Annotated in this window: 18 protein-coding genes; 11 read left to right on the top strand and 7 right to left on the bottom strand. The window is 63.0% G+C overall.

Annotation, left to right across the window (positions count from 1 at the left end; all coding sequences use genetic code 11):
• The first annotated feature begins 23 nt into the window (after positions 1–23).
• Positions 24–752 (top strand): dienelactone hydrolase family protein, encoded by a 729-nt coding sequence (locus QMK47_RS21135; protein ID WP_320389285.1) that lies wholly within the window; start codon positions 24–26, stop codon positions 750–752.
• Positions 753–969: 217 nt separating this feature from the next.
• On the opposite strand, the gene QMK47_RS21130 is transcribed toward QMK47_RS21135, so the two are convergent.
• The gene (locus QMK47_RS21130) at positions 970–1,830 is read right to left on the bottom strand and encodes a pirin family protein (RefSeq protein WP_320390546.1); all 861 of its coding nucleotides are present in this window, start codon (positions 1,828–1,830) and stop codon (positions 970–972) included.
• 126 nt (positions 1,831–1,956) lie between these two features.
• Here QMK47_RS21130 and QMK47_RS21125 point away from each other — a divergent pair, with 126 nt between their 5' ends.
• On the top strand, positions 1,957–2,967 hold the full coding sequence (locus QMK47_RS21125; RefSeq protein ID WP_320389284.1) for an amidohydrolase family protein: 1,011 nt from the start codon (positions 1,957–1,959) through the stop codon (positions 2,965–2,967).
• 209 nt (positions 2,968–3,176) lie between these two features.
• Positions 3,177–3,641 (top strand): DUF3859 domain-containing protein, encoded by a 465-nt coding sequence (locus QMK47_RS21120; protein WP_025214927.1) that lies wholly within the window; start codon positions 3,177–3,179, stop codon positions 3,639–3,641.
• A 182-nt stretch (positions 3,642–3,823) separates the two neighbouring features.
• On the opposite strand, the gene fabB is transcribed toward QMK47_RS21120, so the two are convergent.
• From fabB to QMK47_RS21095, 5 genes are all read right to left on the bottom strand, one after another.
• Positions 3,824–5,044 carry a beta-ketoacyl-ACP synthase I gene (gene fabB, locus QMK47_RS21115; RefSeq protein ID WP_014339570.1) on the bottom strand — a complete coding sequence of 407 codons (1,221 nt, stop codon included), beginning with the start codon at positions 5,042–5,044 and terminating at the stop codon, positions 3,824–3,826.
• A gap of 11 nt (positions 5,045–5,055) precedes the next feature.
• Complete coding sequence (gene fabA / locus QMK47_RS21110) at positions 5,056–5,571, bottom strand: 3-hydroxyacyl-[acyl-carrier-protein] dehydratase FabA (protein WP_003204400.1); 516 nt, start codon at positions 5,569–5,571, stop codon at positions 5,056–5,058.
• A gap of 248 nt (positions 5,572–5,819) precedes the next feature.
• Positions 5,820–7,727: an ATP-binding protein gene (locus QMK47_RS21105; protein ID WP_320389283.1), complete on the bottom strand. Its 1,908-nt coding sequence runs from the start codon at positions 7,725–7,727 to the stop codon at positions 5,820–5,822.
• Positions 7,724–8,656: an ABC transporter substrate-binding protein gene (locus QMK47_RS21100; RefSeq protein WP_253476965.1), complete on the bottom strand. Its 933-nt coding sequence runs from the start codon at positions 8,654–8,656 to the stop codon at positions 7,724–7,726. The genes QMK47_RS21105 and QMK47_RS21100 overlap by 4 nt, the downstream gene beginning before the upstream one ends.
• Positions 8,657–10,780 carry a TonB-dependent receptor gene (locus QMK47_RS21095; protein ID WP_320389282.1) on the bottom strand — a complete coding sequence of 708 codons (2,124 nt, stop codon included), beginning with the start codon at positions 10,778–10,780 and terminating at the stop codon, positions 8,657–8,659.
• A gap of 199 nt (positions 10,781–10,979) precedes the next feature.
• On the opposite strand from QMK47_RS21095, the gene QMK47_RS21090 reads away from it, so the two are divergent.
• The 8 genes from QMK47_RS21090 to QMK47_RS21055 all read left to right on the top strand — a co-directional run bounded on the left by QMK47_RS21090 (position 10,980) and on the right by QMK47_RS21055 (position 17,377).
• Positions 10,980–12,005: an NAD(P)H-dependent glycerol-3-phosphate dehydrogenase gene (locus QMK47_RS21090; protein ID WP_003204394.1), complete on the top strand. Its 1,026-nt coding sequence runs from the start codon at positions 10,980–10,982 to the stop codon at positions 12,003–12,005.
• 30 nt (positions 12,006–12,035) lie between these two features.
• The gene (locus QMK47_RS21085; protein WP_003204392.1) at positions 12,036–12,383 is read left to right on the top strand and encodes a DUF4389 domain-containing protein; all 348 of its coding nucleotides are present in this window, start codon (positions 12,036–12,038) and stop codon (positions 12,381–12,383) included.
• On the top strand, positions 12,380–12,823 hold the full coding sequence (sixA, locus tag QMK47_RS21080; RefSeq protein ID WP_320389281.1) for a phosphohistidine phosphatase SixA: 444 nt from the start codon (positions 12,380–12,382) through the stop codon (positions 12,821–12,823). The genes QMK47_RS21085 and sixA overlap by 4 nt, the downstream gene beginning before the upstream one ends.
• 98 nt (positions 12,824–12,921) lie before the next feature.
• On the top strand, positions 12,922–13,365 hold the full coding sequence (locus QMK47_RS21075) for a hotdog fold thioesterase (RefSeq protein WP_063324859.1): 444 nt from the start codon (positions 12,922–12,924) through the stop codon (positions 13,363–13,365).
• 319 nt (positions 13,366–13,684) lie between these two features.
• On the top strand, positions 13,685–14,479 hold the full coding sequence (locus QMK47_RS21070) for an alpha/beta hydrolase (RefSeq protein ID WP_320389280.1): 795 nt from the start codon (positions 13,685–13,687) through the stop codon (positions 14,477–14,479).
• Positions 14,476–15,327, top strand: a complete 852-nt coding sequence (locus tag QMK47_RS21065) for an alpha/beta hydrolase (protein ID WP_320389279.1) — start codon at positions 14,476–14,478, stop codon at positions 15,325–15,327. Before QMK47_RS21070 ends, QMK47_RS21065 begins: the two co-directional genes overlap by 4 nt.
• A gap of 129 nt (positions 15,328–15,456) precedes the next feature.
• On the top strand, positions 15,457–16,275 hold the full coding sequence (locus QMK47_RS21060; protein WP_253476953.1) for a DUF4892 domain-containing protein: 819 nt from the start codon (positions 15,457–15,459) through the stop codon (positions 16,273–16,275).
• Between the two features lie 64 nt (positions 16,276–16,339).
• Positions 16,340–17,377, top strand: a complete 1,038-nt coding sequence (locus tag QMK47_RS21055; RefSeq protein ID WP_003204378.1) for an AI-2E family transporter — start codon at positions 16,340–16,342, stop codon at positions 17,375–17,377.
• Between the two features lie 223 nt (positions 17,378–17,600).
• On the opposite strand, the gene xopAW is transcribed toward QMK47_RS21055, so the two are convergent.
• Positions 17,601–18,329 carry a XopAW family type III secretion system calcium-binding effector gene (gene xopAW / locus QMK47_RS21050; protein WP_320389278.1) on the bottom strand — a complete coding sequence of 243 codons (729 nt, stop codon included), beginning with the start codon at positions 18,327–18,329 and terminating at the stop codon, positions 17,601–17,603.
• Positions 18,330–18,500 lie beyond the last annotated feature (171 nt).

Here is an 18,500-nt window from a genome sequence, read left to right as displayed (position 1 = left end):
GTTCAGTCAAAAAGGAGTCCGTCATGAGTCAGGTTACGGTTCGTTCGCTGGTCTATCAGATCGATGGTCAAAGTTATGAAGGTCGCCTGGCCTTCGACGTCAGCCAACAGGGCTCGCGCCCGGGTTTGCTGATGGCGCCGAATTGGATGGGCGTAGGGGCGGGGGCCGAGGACATCGCCAGATCGGTGGCGGCGAACGGTTATGTGGTGTTGATCGCCGACCTGTACGGGCAGGCGGTTCGCCCGAGCAATGCCGATGAGGCGGGAGCGGCGATGATGCCCCTCAAGAACGACCGGGCGTTGTTGCGCAAGCGCATGCAGGCGGCGCTCGAGCAACTGCAGAGCCAGGGCGAAGCGCAGGTCGACGCTTCCAGGCTGGCCACGTTCGGCTTTTGCTTCGGTGGCTGCTGCGCCCTGGAACTGGCCCGCAGCGGCGCACCGCTGAAGGCGGCGATTTCCTTCCACGGCACCCTGGATACACCGACCCCGGCCGACGCGCAGAACATCAAGGGCGCGGTGTTGGTCATGCATGGCGCCTCGGACCCGCTGGTGCCGAAAGAGCAGCTACCGGCCTTCGAAGATGAAATGAACGCCGCCGGGGTGGATTGGCAACTGCTGAGCTACGGCGGTGCGGTGCATTCGTTCACCGACCCGCAGGCCAATGTGCCGGGCAAGATGATGTACAACGCCAAGGTCGCCGGGCGGGCGTTCAGGTCGATGCATAATTTGTTGGATGAAGTGTTCAGGGGCTGAATGCTTCAAGTTGAACCTGTGGCGAGGGAGCTTGCTCCCGCTGGGCCTGTAGGAGCTGTGTAGGAGCTGTGTAGGAGCTGTCGAGTGCAACGAGGCTGCGATCTTTCCCCAGTCACTTGAACCTCAAGCGAAAGATCAAGATCAAAAGATCGCAGGCTTCGCCAGCTCCTACAGAGCCAAGCGGGAGCAAGCCCCCTCGCCACAGGATGTTATGAAGCTAGGGCAACTCGATCCGCTCGCTTTCCCCCGGCACCGTCGGCCAGTCTCCAGCGGCCCAGCGCCGGCGGGCCTCATCGATCCGGGCCGGGTCGCTGGAAACGAAGTTCCAGTTGATCCGTCGCGGTCCGTCCAGGGGCGCACCGCCGAACAGCACGGCATGGCAGTCACTGTCGGCAAACAGCGTCATTTCTTCCCCTGTCGGCAGGATCACCAGGGAATGGGCTTCTATCGGCTCGCCATCCAATGACGCCTCGCCGCTCAGCACATACAGGGCCCGCTCTGCATGTTCGGTGGGAATCAGCAAGGTCGTCGCGGTTTGCAGCATCAACTCGGCATACAGCGTTGGCGACAGCACCGGCACCGGCGATTCCAGGCAAAAGCCTGACCCGGCGATCATCCGGATGCTGACCCCCAGGTTCTCGCTGACCGGCAGGCTGTGTGCCGGGTGATGGCTGTAGTGCCCGGGGCCTTGTTCGTGGGCCTTGGGCGAGGCCAGCCAGACTTGCAACCCATGCATGACGAATGCGCTGCCCAGCAATGACTCTGGGGTGCGCTCGACGTGGGCGATGGCGCTGCCGGCGGTCATCCAGCTGACATCCCCGGCGTCCACCACCTGGTCGGAACCCAGGCTGTCCTTGTGCTGGAGTTTTCCTTGGAACAGGTAGGTGAGGGTGGACAGGCCGATATGCGGATGTTGGCGGATGTTCATGCCTCTGCCGGCCGGGTAGGTGGTTTGCAGCATGTGATCGAAGAACACGAAAGGCCCGACGCTGCGGCATTTGGCGGACGGCAGCGGGCGAAGAATCGGCTGGCCTTCGACATCTTCGGCGCGGGGGCGAACGGTCAGGGGAGTGCTCATGTTGTCTTCCAGGTTGAACAACGGTTGCACGAAGCATAACCCGTCGTCGGCAGACACGGCAGATACGCCTTGAACCCAGGCGGGACGGTTAGGGTCTACGCTGTTCAAGGCTTCTGGAGACTGCCCGTGCCCCTGAACCGTTTGATCTGCGCCTGGCTACTGGTCGTTTCCAGCAGCGGCGCCGTGGCTCGCGAATATGCCTACAGCGATGCGCACCTGCATTACGTCGATTTCTTCCAGGAAACCGCCGGCATGCCCAAGTTGCTCCAGGCGATGGCGGACAATCGCATTGAGCATGTGATGATTTCCGGTGTGCCGGTGGCCAAGAAATGGCATGAGGACGAGCCCAAGCGTCCGCGCTATTACGCCGGTGACGATGCGGATGCCTATTGGTATAGCGCCACCGACGTGATTGTCGCCGCGGCGGTGAGCAAGCTGACCGACGAGCAGCGCCGGCACTTTCATCCCTTCCTGTCGGGCTTCAACCCCAACGACAAGAACTCCGCCGCCCATATCCAGCGCATGCTCGATCTCTACCCGGGTTTGTGGCAAGGCATCGGCGAGGTCTTCACCCGCCACGACGACCTGACGGCGCTGACCTCGGGCGACACCCCGCGGGCCAACAATGAAGCCATGACGCGGATCTATCACCTGGCGGCCGAGAACGACTTGCCGGTGATGCTGCATTCCAACATCACTTCCAAGCGTGAGAAAAATCCGCTGTACCTGGCAGAAATCGAGGAGCCGTTGCGCAATCATCCGCATACGCGCTTCATCTGGGCTCACGCCGGTACCAGCATGGAGATCCATCGCCACCAGACCCGCTTGGATTTTCTGTTGCCGACCCTGACCCGCATGCTCGAGGCTTACCCCAATCTGTACATAGACCTGTCCTGGAGCGTGCTCACGCCGTACTTGCTGGACGAGGCGGGTAAGCCGCGGGATGAGTGGCTAACGCTGGTGGAGCGCTTTCCTGAGCGCTTCATGGTGGGTTCGGATGTCGTCGGACGGTTCAACAAGTTGGGCAAGGAGCTGCGCAGCTTCGATCCGTTTCTCGATGCCTTGCCGCAAGACGTGGCGCGGAAGGTGGCGCGGGATAACTTTCTTTCGGTATTGCCGCGCTCAGTGGCCCGCTGAGTCCGCTTTTGTGGCGAGGGAGCTTGCTCCCGCTGGGCTACGCAGTAGCCCCAAATCTGGCGACTGCTGCGCAGTCGAGCGGGAGCAAGCTCCCTCGCCACAGGTCAACCCTATCCCCAAGTTATAGCTGGCATGGCCAACATCGCTTTGTCATCAGCCTGTCACTCCCGCGTCATACCCTCGCGCTCATCTCAATCAAGGAGCGCACTATGCACCTCACCCGTTCAAGCGCACTGGTCGCGCTGTTGTTGACCTGCGGCCTGGCACAGGCCGAAGTCCGTGTCGAAGGCCCGGTGGAGTACGGTGTTTTCGACGGGCCGCAAGCCGAGCTGCAATCGGGAGAGCGGGTCCTGCGGCGCAGCAACGAGCAGATCCGCCAGACCGAGAGCGTGCCGGCGAAGCTGGGCACCAAGTTCGGCATGCGCTACCAGTTGGCCGGCAAGGTCGCGGATGACCAGCCGTTGACTCTGTTGTACTTCACTCCCGGCATCCGCACCCCCGATGGCGTGCGCCACGACAAGTTCGAGGTCATCCAGAAACTGGTGCCCGGCGCGCCTCAGGATGTCATGGCCTACGAATTCACCGAAAGCCACGAAGTGGTGCCGGGCGAGTGGCGGTTCATGGTGTTCCAGGGGGATCGGCTGCTGACGCAGCAGCGGTTTGTCGTGCGCTGATTGAGGGAGCACTGTGGGAGCGAGCTTGCTCGCGATGGCTGCGGCACATTCAACATTGATGCAGGCTGATCCACCGCTATCGCGAGCAAGCTCGCTCCCACAATGAGCTCAGGCATATTTGCCAGGCAAAAAAACGCCCCGAACCAGTCGGGGCGTTTTTGTGTGTGGCGTAGCGACGGGGCTTACTTGCCCTGCCAGCGCTGCATGACCAGGGTGGCGTTGGTGCCGCCGAAGCCGAAGCTGTTGCTCATCACGGTATTGATGGTGGCGTTTTCGCGAGTCTTGGTCAGGATTGGCAGGTCGGCCACTTCCGGATCCAGTTCGTCGATGTTGGCGGAACCGGCCATGAAGTTGCCTTCCATCATCAGCATGCAGTAGATCGCTTCGTGAACGCCGGCGGCGCCCAGGGAGTGACCCGACAGGCTCTTGGTGGAGCTGATGGCCGGGGCCTTGTCGCCGAACACTTCGCGCACACCTTTCATTTCCGCGACGTCGCCGACCGGAGTCGAGGTGCCGTGGGTGTTCAGGTAGTCGATCGGTGCATCAACGGTGGACATGGCCATCTGCATGCAACGCACGGCGCCTTCACCGCTTGGTGCGACCATGTCGTAGCCGTCGGAAGTGGCGCCGTAGCCGACGATTTCCGCGTAGATCTTGGCGCCACGGGCCAGGGCGTGTTCCAGCTCCTCGACCACCACCATGCCGCCGCCGCCAGCGATGACGAAGCCGTCACGGTCTGCATCGTAGGCGCGGGAAGCCTTGTCCGGGGTGTCGTTGCGCTTGCTGGACAGGGCGCCCATCGCGTCGAACAGGAACGACTGGCTCCAATGTTCTTCTTCGCCGCCACCGGCGAACACGATGTCTTGTTTGCCCATCTGGATCTGCTCGACCGCATTACCAATGCAGTGGGCACTGGTGGCGCAAGCGGAGGAGATCGAGTAGTTCAAACCCTTGATCTTGAACGGCGTGGCCAGGCAGGCGGAAACGGTGCTGCCCATGGTCCGCGTGACGCGGTACGGGCCAACGCGCTTGACGCCTTTCTCGCGCAGGATGTCCAGCGCTTCCATCTGGTTCAAGGTGGAGGCGCCACCGGAACCGGCGATCAGGCCGGTGCGCGGGTTGGAAACCTGCTCTTCGGTCAGCCCGGAGTCAGCGATGGCGTCCTTCATGGCCAGGTAGGCGTAAGCCGCCGCGTGGCCGACGAAACGGTAGATCTTGCGATCGATCAGCTCTTCGAGGGGAAGGTCAATGGAGCCGGAAACCTGGCTACGCAGACCCATTTCGGCATATTCCGGATTGAACCGGATGCCAGGGCGACTTGCACGCAGGTTAGCGGAGACGGTCTCTTTGTCATTGCCCAGGCACGAAACGATGCCCAGACCAGTGATAACGACGCGGCGCATGCGGATAACCCTTAGAAGTTGTCAGTGGAGGTGAAAACGCCAACCCGGAGGCCTTCGGCGGTGTAGATCTCGCGACCATCCACGGCGACCGAACCATCGGCAATGGCCATGTTCAGCTTGCCCTTGAGGACACGCTTGATATGAATGTTATAGGTGATTTTCTTGGCGGTCGGCAGGACCTGACCAAAGAACTTCACTTCGCCCGAGCCCAGGGCGCGACCGCGACCCGGCAGGCCTTGCCAGCCGAGGAAGAAACCGACCAGTTGCCACATGGCGTCAAGGCCCAGGCAGCCCGGCATGACCGGATCACCTTCGAAGTGGCAGGCGAAGAACCACAGGTCCGGAGTGATATCCAGCTCGGCGACCAATTCACCTTTGCCGTACTTGCCACCCTCTTCGCTGATATGGGTGATGCGATCCACCATCAGCATGTTCGGGGCGGGCAGTTGCGCGTTACCTGGGCCGAACAGCTCACCGCGACTGCAGCGCAGCAGATCTTCCCGGGTAAAGGCGTTTTGTTTGGTCATGCGAGCTCCTCAATAGTCCCATGCGGCAGGGTGGGGCAAATCTTCCCGGCCGACCGAAGCGTTCATGCCTCGAATCGACAGCCTACTCATAGACTATTGCGTTGTAGTGAAAGTCACAGCACACGGGAAATGAATGTACACCTGTGCACTGAAATTTTTATTCAAGCCCCAATCGAGGCTTGTTCGGGTGCTTAAGACTGCCGCACTTTCGCCTTTCACGCCAGTCACAGATGGTCCAGTGACCTGTTCTAATTCACCCAGCGCTGCAGAATCTGCTGCAGGTCGTTCCTTTTGAACGGCTTGGCCAGGTAATCGTTCATGCCCGCCGCGAGGCAGGCTTCGCGGTCACCCTGCAAGGCGTTGGCCGTCAGGGCGATGATCGGCACCTCGCCGCAGCCCGGCAACTGACGGATCTGCCGCGTGGCTTCGTAGCCATCGATGATGGGCAAACGGCAATCCATGAGGATCGCCTCGAAAATCAGGCTTTCGGCGCTGCGTACAGCCTGGGCGCCATCGGTGGCGATGCTGACGGTGAAGCCCAGGCTGCGCAGCATGGCTTCGACCACTGTCTGGTTGACCGGATTGTCTTCCACCAGCAATACGTTGCGGCCTTCGCCTTCGCCATCGCCGCTGCCGATAGGCAGGCGCGGCGCCAGGGTCACTGGCGTCTGGCGCGACAGGGCCAGCGGGATTTCGAGGGTGAACACCGAACCCTGGCCTTCTTCGCTCTGGGCCCGCAGCGTCCCGCCCATGCGCTCGGCCAGGGTACGGGCGATCGGCAGGCCCAGGCCGGTGCCGCCGTAGCGCCGGGAGATCGAATTGTCGGCCTGCTGGAAGGCGTCGAACATGCGCTCCAGGCTCTCGGCCGGGATTCCGATGCCACTGTCGCGCACTGCGCAGGTGAACCACAGCAGTTCGTGGTCCAGGGCCTGCCACTGGCATTGCACGGTGACACGGCCTTGCTCGGTGAATTTCAGTGCATTGCCGATCAGGTTGACCAGGATCTGCCGTATCCGTGTCGGATCGCCCTGGACCTGCAAGGCCTGCAGGTCGTCCGGGACCAGCAGGTCCAGGCCCAGTTTGCGCTGCGCGGCGCTGTGCTGGAACGACTGCGCGCAACTGCTCACCAGTTCTGCCAGGTTGAACGGGATGTGCTCCAGCTCCAGGGCCGAGCGTTCGATGCGCGAGAAATCGAGGATGTCGTTGATCACCTTCAGCAGGTGTTCGGTGGATTCCGAGGCCAGCGCCGTGTACTCGTGCTGTTCGTCGGTCATGCGGGTGGTTTCCAGCAACTGCAGCATGCCCAGTACGCCGTTCATGGGCGTGCGCAGTTCATGGCTCATCATCGCCAGGAATTCGGACTTGGCGCTGTTGGCTTTTTCCGCTTCTTCACGGGTCTTGATCAACTGCGCCATGGCCTGGTGCTGTTCGCGGCTGGCTTGCCCCAAACCATCGGCCAGGTTGTTGATGTGCCGCGACAAGGCCCCCAGCTCGGCGTCATCGACGATGGGCAGCGGGGTGCTGTAGTCGCCTTGCTGGATGGCCTTGACCGCGTTACCGATGTCGCGGATCGGCCGGGACAGGTTGGTCGCCAGCCGGCGCGCCACCAGGAAGGTGAACAGCAGGGCGAACAACGCCAGGATCGCGGCCTTGAACAGAATCTCCTGTTGCCGCTGACTGAAGGCGTCGCTGGACATGCCGACGATCACGCGGCCCAGGTAATCTTCGCCGGAGGCCTCCACGGATGGGCTGTTGCCCTGCAGGAAATCATTGTTCAGGGCGATGCGCTGCAGGCGCACCGGGGCCTGGAAGACTTCAACCTGCTGGCCACGGCTGCGGGTTTGCTCGGGTTGTTCGACGTACACCAGGACCTTGTCGGTGCTGTCCTGGATCTCCAGGAAGCGCACGTGTGGGGTCGCCAGGGTGGCGGTGAGCAGGCTTTCCAACACTTCTTTATTGCCGGAAATCACCCCGTATTCCGTGGCGGGGGCCAGTTGGTTGGCGATCAGTTGCCCGGTGTGATTGAGTTCCTGGCGCAAGTCCTGGATCCGCACGAAGGTAAAGAAACTGATCAGCAGCACAGTCAGCAGCAACGCCGGGCCGAGGGCGATGAGCTGGGTTCGGGTGTTGATGTCCCAACGGCGACGCAAGGTCATGGGCGGTGTTCTCCTTCGGCCAACGTTGCCGCGACGGATTCGGCATCAATCGGTTCGATCCCCAGTGAGCGGGAGACCTGCCGGTTGCCCAGGACCTTGAAACGGTCCGGATACAGGGTGCGCGGCCAGGTGGTGGCGGGGCGGTCGAGCAACTCGTCGAGAATCGCCAGCCAGTCTTGTTGGTCGCTATAGGTGCTGGCCAGGCTGCCGGCCTTGACGAATGCGGCGCTGGGCCCGATCAGGGCGCGTTGCCGGGCGTAGCTGCTGAGCAACAGGTTCTTCACGGTCTTGGGGTTGTACAAGTCGGGGTCATCGAGACCCAGCAGCACGTCGCTCTGGCCCAGCAGGTTTTGCAGGGAACGGCTGTCATTGGTGTCGTCCCAGCGTTCGCTGACGAGGGTCAGGCCCAGCGGTGCCGCGGCCTGTTGAATGTCCTTGAGCAGGAATTCGCTGTGGGTGTCGTAGAGTACGCCGACCCGTCGCACCTGCGGCAGGATGGCGCGGATCAGCCGCAATTGCCGCGCCATCGGTGGATCGCTCCACAGCAGGCTCAGGTGCGCAGGCGTTGCTTCGCCCAGGCGATCACGGGCTTGCTGGCGGCTGATGCGCAGCACCAGGGTGGCCGGGCCCCGGGCGTCTTGCAGGCGCCAGTCGAGGCTGGGCAGGTCAAGCAGGATCAGGCGGACATTGCCCGGCAGCTTGTCTGGTGCTGGCAGGTTGGCCAGCGGCGTAAACCGCACGCTGTCTTCAGGGCGCAGGGTTTTCAGGGCATGGGTGAAAGATTGCACGCCGGGGCTGTCCTCGGCGCCGGTCAGCAGGATCTCGGCGGCCTGGGCCTCGATGGTCGCCAGCCAACCGGCAAACACCAGGCATAGGGCTAGCGTCAGGCGGCCATGAAATGGCGTCTTGCGGGGTGGGCGTCGGGACATCTAGAAAGACAACTCCGCGCTGAAGTACACGACATGGCGGGAGTCGTAGCGATTGTCGATAAACGTGGTGGGCTGGTTGTCCAGGCGCTGCTGCAGGACTCCTGCCAGTTCCAGGCTGGCCTTGCCCAGGGGAATGCGTCGGGCAAGGCGGGTGTCTACCCGTTCGTAGCGATAGCCATTGAGGGCGTCGGCGGCGTAATAGAACAGCGCACTGTTCCAGCCTTGGCCCCAGTCCCGTAGCCAGCCGGCCGAACCGCTGTTGCGGGCGGTCAGTTGTTCGTCGAGGGGGTTGCTGGCCTGGGCGTCGACATAGGCATAGGTCAGGCGCAGGCGGTCGGCGCTGGTCACGCGCCAGTCGACCTGGGTTTCGGCCCCGGAGAATTGCGATTCGTTGCTGTTGCTGGCGATGTACTGATTGTTGCGCAACGGTTCGCTGATCATGTCGGTGATTTCGTCATGGAACAGTTTCACGTCGACCGCCAGCCCCAGGTCCACGAAATAACCGTTGTAGCCCAATTCCCGGGAGCGCATGTGCTCTTGTTCCAGGTTGCCCGGGCCGCGGGTCCGGACGAAGTAACGGGCACTGTTCTGGCCGAAGGCGGCGGGTTGCAGGTTGGTGACTTGATAGCTCCAGTTGACGTTGTTCTCGAACATGTCCGGGGAGCGCACGGCTTCGGAGTACACCGCCCGCAGTCCGTGGCGCGGGGTGATCAGATAGTTGACCGCGACCCGTGGGGTCAGCGAACTGCCGGTCAGGCGGGTGTCTTCGAACATCGCGCCGCCCTGCAACAACCAATGCTCGGTGGCCCGCCATTCGAGCTGGCCGAACAGGCGCCAGGTGGTGTCGTCCAGGGTGCCGTTGAAGTATGTCTGCGAATCGGCCCGGTCATAGCGATAGTTGGCGCCGGTGACCAGTCGCAGGCTGTCGGACAGGCTCAGGGTGTCCTGGATCTCCAGGTCGTAGCGCGATTCCCGGGCGCTCTGGTCGATGTCGCCGCACAGGGTTTGCGAGGCACCGTTGCGCCACTGGTCGAGTACCTGATTGGCCAACGCCTGTTCCTGTGGCGTGCCGGCTGGCGCGCCGCTGCTGATGTAGCTGGGGATATTGCGCGCCAGCTTCTCGGCATAGTAGGGGTTGAGCTGCCACAGGTCGGTCAATTGCGGGCTGAAGGACACCTCGGCGTCGCAGGCGCGCCAGGTCTGCTGGCGATCCCAGTGCTGGATCGAGCCCTGTACATAAAGACTGTGGTCGGGGTCCAGGTCCAGGTTCCAGCGCAGTGAGCCGGCGTAGTCCTTGGCGATGACGTCGGAATTGTCGCCGGCGGCGGTAATCCCGGCGAACACCGGGTGGTAGGTGTAGGGCCGCTGATTGGTCCCGTCCTTGGCGTTCAACTGCCAATCGATACTTTGCTGCTCGTTCAACGTCTGGCTGACGGACAGGTTGACGCGGTTCAGGCGGCGGCTGTCGCGGTAATCGGCGCCGTTGCGGTCGCTGTCAAAGCCATCGTCTTCCTGGCCGGACAACGACAACCGCAGGTCGCCGCCGTCCCAACCGCTGCCCTGGCTGGCGTACCAGTCGCTGATGCCGCGTTGGCCACGGGTGATTTTCAACCGGGTGCCGTGGCTGTCGGCCGGGGCACGGGTGATGATGTTGACCACCGCCATCAGCGCATTGGCGCCGTAGCTGACGGTGTTGGGGCCGCGGAAGACTTCGATCCGCTCGATGTCCTCCATGGCCACCGGAATATCGCTCCAGTCCACCGTGGCCAGGCCGGCGCGGTACACCGAGCGGCCGTCGATCAGCACTTGCATGCGGCGGGCTTCGCTGGCGTTGGTGCCATGGTAGTTCACCGCGGCCTGGTTGCCGCTGATGTTGCCGACCATCATGCCCGGCACCAGGCGCAGCAGTTCGCTGATATCGCGGGCGCCGCTGGCCTTGATCAACTCGCTGTCGAGCACGGTCATGCTGCCTGGCACTGCCGCTGGTGATTGCTTGAGGCGCGTGGCCGTCAGCACCTGGGGCATGGGCTGGCTGTCCACGAACAGGTCGTCGCCCAGCACTGGCGGGCTGATGATCAGTGCCAATAGCAGGGACGAGCCTGGACGGGAAGGGCCAACGGACACGGCACAGCCTTTGAGATAGGGTGGATGGCGGGCATGTTAACCGAGCTGAACGACTTTTCCATTCGCGTTGACAGCATTTTCCTAGGAATTGATGGTCAGCTTCCTACAGCTGGTGGTAATTGTTGCCGGGGCTGGTCGCGCTCTGGCCGCTCCGTATAATGCCCCGCATTGCCACTTGGTATGGATGAACGGATTGCATATGACTGAACAGCGCCCGATTGCGGTCCTGGGAGGCGGGAGTTTCGGCACCGCCGTGGCTAACCTGCTGGCCGAGAATGGTCACCCGGTGCGCCAGTGGATGCGTGACCCGGAGCAGGCCGAGGCCATCCGGGTCAATCGCGAGAACCCGCGTTACCTCAAGGGCATCAAGATCCGCCCGGAAGTGGAACCGGTGACTGACTTGCAGGCAACCCTGGAGGGCAGCGACCTGTTCTTCGTCGCCTTGCCATCCAGCGCCTTGCGTTCGGTGCTGGCGCCCTACGCAGAACGCTTGAGCGGCAAGCTGTTGGTGAGCCTGACCAAGGGCATCGAAGCCAAGACCTTCAAGCTGATGAGCGAGATTCTCGAAGAAATCGCGCCCAAGGCTCGGATCGGTGTGATCTCCGGGCCGAACCTGGCGCGGGAAATCGCCGAGCACGCGCTGACCGCCACCGTGGTCGCCAGTGAGGATGAGGAGCTCTGCCAGCGGGTCCAGGCGGCCTTGCATGGCCGCACCTTTCGGGTCTACGCCAGTGCCGACCGTTTCGGTGTGGAGCTGGGCGGGGCGTTGAAGAACGTCTATGCCATCATCGCCGGCATGGCGGTGGCGCTGGGCATGGGCGAGAACACCAAGAGCATGCTGATCACCCGTGCGCTGGCGGAAATGACTCGCTTTGCCGTCAGCCAGGGCGCCAATCCGATGACCTTCCTGGGGTTGGCCGGCGTGGGCGACCTGATCGTCACCTGTTCCTCGCCCAAGAGCCGCAACTACCAGGTCGGTTTTGCCCTCGGCCAAGGCTTGAGCCTCGACGAGGCCGTGTCGCGCCTGGGTGAAGTGGCCGAAGGGGTCAATACCCTCAAGGTGCTCAAGGCCAAGTCCCAGGAGGCGGGGGTGTACATGCCGCTGGTCGCCGGGCTGCACGCGATCCTGTTCGAAGGGCGCACGCTTGAACAGGTGATCGAGCTGTTGATGCGTGGCGAACCGAAGACCGACGTCGATTTCATTTCCACCAGCGGTTTCAACTGAACCTTTATTGACCGCAAGCAGGAGCGAGCCATGAACGATCCGCAAGGACAACCCCAATACGAATCCATCCTGCTGCGTGTGCTGTGGATGGTGATTTACCTGCTGGTCTGGCAGGTGGCGCAATTCATCCTCGGCGCCGTGGTACTGGTGCAGTTGATCTATCGGCTGATCTACGGCGCTCCCAGTGCCAGCCTGATGAATTTCGGCGACAGCCTGAGCCAGTTCCTGGCCCAGATCGGTCGTTTCGGTACCTTTCACAGCGATCAGAAACCCTGGCCGTTCGCGGACTGGCCGACCCCGCGCACGCCTGAAGGTGAAGCGCCTCACACTGTGGCGCCGGCCCCGCATCCGGCCCGGGACGAGGAGCCGAAGCTATGAGATTGTGGGTGTTGCGTCATGGTGAGGCTGAGCCGTACGGTGCCCGTCCCGATCCAGAGCGGGCCCTGACGGCTCACGGTCGCGAGGAGGTGTTGCGCAGTGCCGCGCAATTGATCGGCCAGCCCCTGACCGCGATTTACGCCAGTCCCTATCTGCGCGCCCAGCAGACCGCACAACTGGTGCGCGAGGCACTGGGTTTTCAGCCTGAGCTGATCACGGTGAACTGGCTCACGCCGGACACCCGGCCGCAAAAAGTCCTGGAACGCCTCGAGGACCAGGACAATGTGCTGCTGGTCAGCCATAACCCTTTGGTGGGCAGCCTGCTGGGCTTTCTGCAGCACGGCCATCTGCAACACCCCGAGCAGGTGCAAACCGCCGGCCTGGCCGAGCTGGAAGGCGACATGCCGCTGGCCGGGGCGATGACGCTCAAGCGTCTGTAATACCTGATCCACCCCAGCGTCTGCATCGCGGGCAAGCCTTGCTCCCTCAGTGCTGTGCAGGATTGAATGCAATAAACAACCACACAGGAAGGGCAACGATGAGTCTGTGGCGCACCACCCCCAACATCGAGCAACTGAACGCTGCCGGTAAAAATACCATCAGCGAAATGCTGGACATTCGTTTCGAGTCTTTCGACGACGAATCCCTGACCGCCAGCATGGTGGTCGATCATCGCACCCACCAGCCGTTCGGCCTGCTGCATGGCGGTGCCTCGGTGGTACTGGCCGAAACGGTCGGGTCCATGGCGGCCTATCTCTGTGTCGATGCCAGCAAGTTCTATTGCGTGGGCCTGGAGATCAATGCCAACCATCTGCGCGGTGTGCGCAGCGGACGGGTGACCGCCACGGCCCGGATGGTCCACCTGGGCCGCACCACCCAGGTCTGGGACATCCGCCTGGTCAATGACGAGGGCAAGGTCAACTGCGTGTCGCGCCTGACCATGGCCGTGGTGCCGCTGGGCGAGCAGCCGCCGGCGCGTTGAACCCGAATGCATTTGTGGCGGGGAAGCTCTTGTGGCGAGGGAGCTTGCTCCCGCTGGACTGCGCCGTAGGAGCTGCCGAAGGCTGCGATCTTTTGATCTTTCGCTTGGGACTCAAGTGCCTGGGGAAAGATCGCAGCCTCGTTGTACTCGACAGCTCCTACACAGCCCAGCGGGAGCAAGCTCCCTCGCCACAGGTTTTCATCGCTCATACAACCCCATAGCCCAAGCCCGACTGTCATCATTCCTGTCAGTTACGGTCATTGCCGTGCCGTCGGGTTCTGCGGACAATCTGCCCCAGTTCCCCAATGGATCGGCTGTCATGTCGCAACAGATTTTTTTCGCCCACGCCAACGGTTTTCCCTCGGCCACCTACGGCAAGCTGTTCGCCGCGCTGGCGCCGCAGTACCAGGTCGCGCATCTGGAGTTGCACGGCCATGACCCGCGTTTTCCGGTGGACGATAACTGGCACAACCTGGTGGACGAACTGATCCATCACCTGGAGCAGCAACCGACGCCTGTGTGGGGCGTCGGTCACTCACTGGGCGGCGTGCTGCACCTGCACGCGGCGTTGCGCTGCCCGGAGCTGTATCGGGGCGTGGTCATGCTCGATTCGCCGCTGCTGACCCGTACCGACCAGTGGGTGATCCTGGCCGCCAAGCGCCTGGGCTTCATTGACCGCCTGACGCCAGCGGGCCGGACCCTGGGTCGGCGTGAGGAGTTCGCTGACCTGGCATCGGCCCGGCAGTATTTTGCCGGCAAGACCCTGTTCCGCAGCTTTGATCCGGATTGCTTCGACGCCTACCTGCAACACGGTCTGCAACAAGTCGGCGACCGGTTACGGCTGCGCTTCGACCCTGCCACCGAAATCAGCATTTACCGCGGCGTGCCGCACACCAGCCCCGGGCGGCCCCGTAAGCTCAAGGTGCCGCTGGCCGTGGTGCGCGGTCGGCAGAGTCGCGTGGTGATGCGTCATCACACCCGTTCGGTGGGGCGTATGCTCCATGGCGAATCCCTGAGCATGCCCGGCGGCCATATGTTCCCCCTCGAACGTCCACAGGACACGGCCAACCTGCTCAAGAACCTGTTCCAGCGCTGGGAAGGGCACAGCGCATGAGTGTGGTCGAGGAAGTCCGCCTGAGCCTGCCGCACATCGAACTGGCGGCCCACCTGTTCGGGCCGGAAGATGGGCTGCCGGTGATTGCCCTGCATGGTTGGCTGGACAACGCCAACAGTTTCGCCCGCCTGGCGCCCAGGCTCGAGGGCCTGCGGGTGATTGCCCTGGACATGGCCGGCCACGGTCACTCCGGGCATCGGCCGCCCGGTGCCGGTTATGCCCTCTGGGACTACGCCCATGATGTGCTGCAAGTCGCCGAGCAACTGGGCTTGAAGCGTTTCGCCCTGCTGGGGCACTCCATGGGTGCCATTGTCTCGCTGGTGCTGGCCGGCTCCCTGCCGGAGCGGGTGACGCACCTGGGGCTGATCGACGGGGTCATTCCTCCGACAGCCAAAGGCGATAATTCGGCCGAGCGCATGGGCATGGCCCTGCAAGCCCAGTTGGATCTGCAGCAGAAACGCAAGCCGGTCTACAAAACCCTCGAACGGGCCATCGAAGCACGGATGAAGGGGCTGGTGGCGGTCAGTCGCGAGGCCGCCGAATTGCTGGCCCAGCGCGGCCTGATGCCGGTGCCCGGGGGCTATACCTGGCGCACCGACAACCGCCTGACCTTGCCATCGCCTTTGCGCCTGACCGATGAACAGGCCATGGCGTTCGTGGCGCGGGTCGGTTGTCCGGCGCATCTGGTGGTGGCAGCCGACGGCATGCTCGCCCAGCACCCGGAGTTGCTGGAGCGTCTACCCTTCAGTCATGAGCAGTTGCCCGGCGGCCATCATCTACATCTGAACGACGAGGTCGGTGCCACGCTTGTAGCAGACTGTTTCAATCGGTTCTTCACCGTTCCTTGACTTGCGGCGGGCAACTGTCGAGGCTGGGCGGGTTGAAAGGGAGACAACCATGACAGACCTCTGTTTATCAGCCTCGCGGTGCATCGACGACGCCCGTTGCGTCCAAGCGTCCCAGGCCAAGCCGACCCGATGAAATTATCCGTTCACTCACTCGTCCTGCTGGTGCTGGCCTGCTTCAGCCCGGCGTCGTTCGCCGTCGATGTGCCAGGCAGTCGCGACCTGGAGCGTGTGCCGCGCATGCCCGACGCGCAGATTGTCGATTACCGGCAAACCAGCGACATGGAACGCGTCTATCCCATGGGCTCGATCCGCAAGATCAGCGGCCAGTTGCGTTTCGACGGCCAGGTCGATGCCCGTGGGAACGTCACGTCTGTTACTTACGAACTGCCGCCGGAACATTCCGCCACCCAGGCCTTTACCGCAGCGCGCGAAGCGTTGCAGAAACAGGGCGCCGAGCTGTTGTTCTGGTGCCAGGCCCGCGATTGCGGCGAAAGCAGCCTGTGGGCCAACGACGTCTTCGGCAACTCCAAGCTCTATGGCGCCGACAACGACCAGGCCTTCCTGCTGTTGCGCCTGGCACCACCGGCGGACAGCACACTGATTGCGCTGTATGCCATCACCCGCGGCAATCGCAAGGCCTACCTGCATGTCGAGCAGTTCGAGGCGAACGCAGCGCTGGGGGACTTGCTGCCGACGTCGGCCACGCTGCTGCGCCAGCTCAAGGACACTGGGGTCCTGGATTTGCCGCGTCTTGCCGGTGAGCCAGACGACACCTGGTTGCGCCTGTTGTCCCGGGCGCTGAACCTGGACACGGGCTTGCGGGTCAATATCGCCGGTCCCCGGGCTGAGGATTGGATTGAGGCTCTGGCGGGCCAGGGCGTTCGGGCGGCGCGCATGGAGGCCGCCAGCGGCGAGGCGGCGGGATTGCACCTGGAGTTGCTGCGCTAAGCTGTCTCGGGGCAGCGGGTTTCACGCCGCTGCCGCGCTCCTGTTCATTTTTTCGAGACCCTACATGATCAATAACGATCGGCTGTTGGTGCAGATCCTGCTCCTGGTGTTGTTCGGCGCAAGCCTCTGGGTCATGGCGCCGTTCTGGTCGGCGCTGTTCTGGGGGGCGGTGCTGGCGTTCGCCAGTTGGCCGCTGATGCGCCTGCTGACCCGCTGGGTCAATGGTCGCGAATCCCTGGCGGCGGCGCTGCTGACAGTCGGCTGGATGTTGTTGGTGGCGGTGCCGCTGGTGTGGCTGGGTTTCAACCTGGCTGACCATGTGCGCGATGCCACCGCGTTCATCAAGGACGCACAGGTCGACGGCTTGCCCGAAGCCCCGACCTGGTTGGCCGGTGTACCGCTGGTGGGCGAACGGCTGGTCGGCATCTGGAACAGCATCGACCAGCAGGGGGCCGCGCTGATGGTGTCCGCCAGGCCTTACCTGGGGCAGGTCGGCAACTGGCTGCTGGCGCGCAGTGCGCAGATTGGCGGCGGCATACTCGAGCTGACCCTGAGCATCGTGTTCGTGTTCTTTTTCTATCGCGACGGCCCGCGCCTGGCGGTGTTCGTCCACGGGTTGCTGGAGCGTCTGATCGGCGACCGTGCCGGTTACTACATCGAGCTGGTGGCTGGTACGGTGCAACGGGTGGTCAACGGCGTGATTGGCACCGCGGCGGCCCAGGCCGTGCTGGCGCTGATAGGCTTTCTGATCGCCGGGGTCCCGGGGGCGCTGGTACTGGGTATCGTCACGTTCCTGTTGAGCCTGATCCCCATGGGGCCACCGCTGGTGTGGATCCCCGCCACGGCGTGGCTGGCGTGGAAGGGTGAGTACGGGATGGCGGTGTTCCTCGGCATTTGGGGCACGTTCATCATCAGTGGCGTGGACAACGTGCTCAAGCCTTACCTGATCAGCCGTGGCGGAAACCTGCCCTTGGTCATCGTGCTGCTGGGGGTGTTCGGCGGGTTGATTGCCTTCGGTTTCATCGGCCTGTTCATCGGCCCGACCCTGCTGGCGGTGGCGTATAGCCTGTTGACGGACTGGAGCAAAAGCCAGGCGCGATAGCTTGAATGCCGAGTACCTGTGGCCCGAACACTTGTGGCGAGGGAGCTTGCTCCCGCTGGGTTGCGAAGCGACCCCAAACCTATGACCTCGATCCGTCTGATGCACCGTGTCGGCTGGCTTCAGGGCTGCTGCGCAGCCCAGCGGGAGCAAGCTCCCTCGCCACAGGGTTATTGTCGACCCATCAACCGCCAACCTGGCGCCCGAAGGGCCAGGTTCGAGTGAATCAGGTCGCCACGTTCAGGTGTTTCCCTACAGTGGCGACGTTATCCAGCGAGTATTGCCGGCTGAGGTTGGCGATCATTCTGTTCAACGCTTCGCTGACATTGGCCTGTTCGGTGGAGCTGTCGCTGCGGCGACCGGCCTGCAAGGCGCTGCTCAGTTCGCTGGCGGTGACGGTGGCGTCGCCATCGGCATCGAGCTGGCTGAACAGCTCTTCACTGGAGGCCTGTTGCGGTGGTGGCGGTGGCGCAAGGCTGGCGGCAAGTTCGTCGAGGCTGACAGTGCCGTCTTCATTCTTGTCCAACGCCGAGAACACTTGCTGGCTGTCGGCATCGCTGCCAGTGCTGGCCAGGCCGTTGCTCAACTCATCGCTGCTGACCACGCCATCACCGTCGGTGTCCAGGACACTGAGCAGCGCATCGGCCAGTTCGGTATTCGGCGCCTGGTCCCGTGGCGGTGGAGGTGGCGGCGCCATTGCGGCCATTTCCTCGCTGCTCAGGTCACCGCTGCCGTCACTGTCCAGGTCGCCGAAATTGTCGCTCAGGCTGACCAGGATGCCATCGTCGCTTTTTTGCGACAGGGCGGTGCTCAACTCTTCCTGATTGACCGAACCGTCGCCGTCACTGTCGAGCTTGCTCAGCAGTTCCTTTTGAAACTGCTGGCTGCGGGCACTGCTGGTGGTGGTACTGCTGGTGCTGGTATGGGTCAAGTAACTGCTGACGCTACCAATCATGGGCGCTCTCCTTGGGCTGGGATAGCCGGTGGGTGCACCGGCTTATGCAGCCTCTGCGGGGGAGTTGTCGGGGGTATGTGGAGTTTGTACCGAGAGAAATACACAGCGTTCGCCCCTGTGGGAGCGAGCTTGCTCGCGATGGCGGTGTATCAGTCCACCTTGATGTGCCTG

Source organism: Pseudomonas sp. P9_35 (genome assembly GCF_034008205.1).
In the GTDB taxonomy this organism is placed as follows: Bacteria; Pseudomonadota; Gammaproteobacteria; order Pseudomonadales; family Pseudomonadaceae; genus Aquipseudomonas; species Aquipseudomonas kilonensis.
This window is presented reverse-complemented; position numbering and strand designations above follow the sequence as displayed.

What these genes read in the sequence shown, in the direction of transcription:
- QMK47_RS21135 (WP_320389285.1), top strand. Translation starts at nt 24, where the DNA reads ATGAGTCAGGTTACGGTTCGTTCGCTGGTCTATCAGATCGATGGTCAA.
- QMK47_RS21130 (WP_320390546.1), bottom strand. Translation starts at nt 1,830, where the DNA reads ATGAGCACTCCCCTGACCGTTCGCCCCCGCGCCGAAGATGTCGAAGGC.
- QMK47_RS21120 (WP_025214927.1), top strand. Translation starts at nt 3,177, where the DNA reads ATGCACCTCACCCGTTCAAGCGCACTGGTCGCGCTGTTGTTGACCTGC.
- fabB (WP_014339570.1), bottom strand. Translation starts at nt 5,044, where the DNA reads ATGCGCCGCGTCGTTATCACTGGTCTGGGCATCGTTTCGTGCCTGGGC.
- fabA (WP_003204400.1), bottom strand. Translation starts at nt 5,571, where the DNA reads ATGACCAAACAAAACGCCTTTACCCGGGAAGATCTGCTGCGCTGCAGT.
- QMK47_RS21105 (WP_320389283.1), bottom strand. Translation starts at nt 7,727, where the DNA reads ATGACCTTGCGTCGCCGTTGGGACATCAACACCCGAACCCAGCTCATC.
- QMK47_RS21100 (WP_253476965.1), bottom strand. Translation starts at nt 8,656, where the DNA reads ATGTCCCGACGCCCACCCCGCAAGACGCCATTTCATGGCCGCCTGACG.
- QMK47_RS21090 (WP_003204394.1), top strand. Translation starts at nt 10,980, where the DNA reads ATGACTGAACAGCGCCCGATTGCGGTCCTGGGAGGCGGGAGTTTCGGC.
- QMK47_RS21085 (WP_003204392.1), top strand. Translation starts at nt 12,036, where the DNA reads ATGAACGATCCGCAAGGACAACCCCAATACGAATCCATCCTGCTGCGT.
- sixA (WP_320389281.1), top strand. Translation starts at nt 12,380, where the DNA reads ATGAGATTGTGGGTGTTGCGTCATGGTGAGGCTGAGCCGTACGGTGCC.
- QMK47_RS21075 (WP_063324859.1), top strand. Translation starts at nt 12,922, where the DNA reads ATGAGTCTGTGGCGCACCACCCCCAACATCGAGCAACTGAACGCTGCC.
- QMK47_RS21070 (WP_320389280.1), top strand. Translation starts at nt 13,685, where the DNA reads ATGTCGCAACAGATTTTTTTCGCCCACGCCAACGGTTTTCCCTCGGCC.
- QMK47_RS21065 (WP_320389279.1), top strand. Translation starts at nt 14,476, where the DNA reads ATGAGTGTGGTCGAGGAAGTCCGCCTGAGCCTGCCGCACATCGAACTG.
- QMK47_RS21060 (WP_253476953.1), top strand. Translation starts at nt 15,457, where the DNA reads ATGAAATTATCCGTTCACTCACTCGTCCTGCTGGTGCTGGCCTGCTTC.
- QMK47_RS21055 (WP_003204378.1), top strand. Translation starts at nt 16,340, where the DNA reads ATGATCAATAACGATCGGCTGTTGGTGCAGATCCTGCTCCTGGTGTTG.
- xopAW (WP_320389278.1), bottom strand. Translation starts at nt 18,329, where the DNA reads ATGATTGGTAGCGTCAGCAGTTACTTGACCCATACCAGCACCAGCAGT.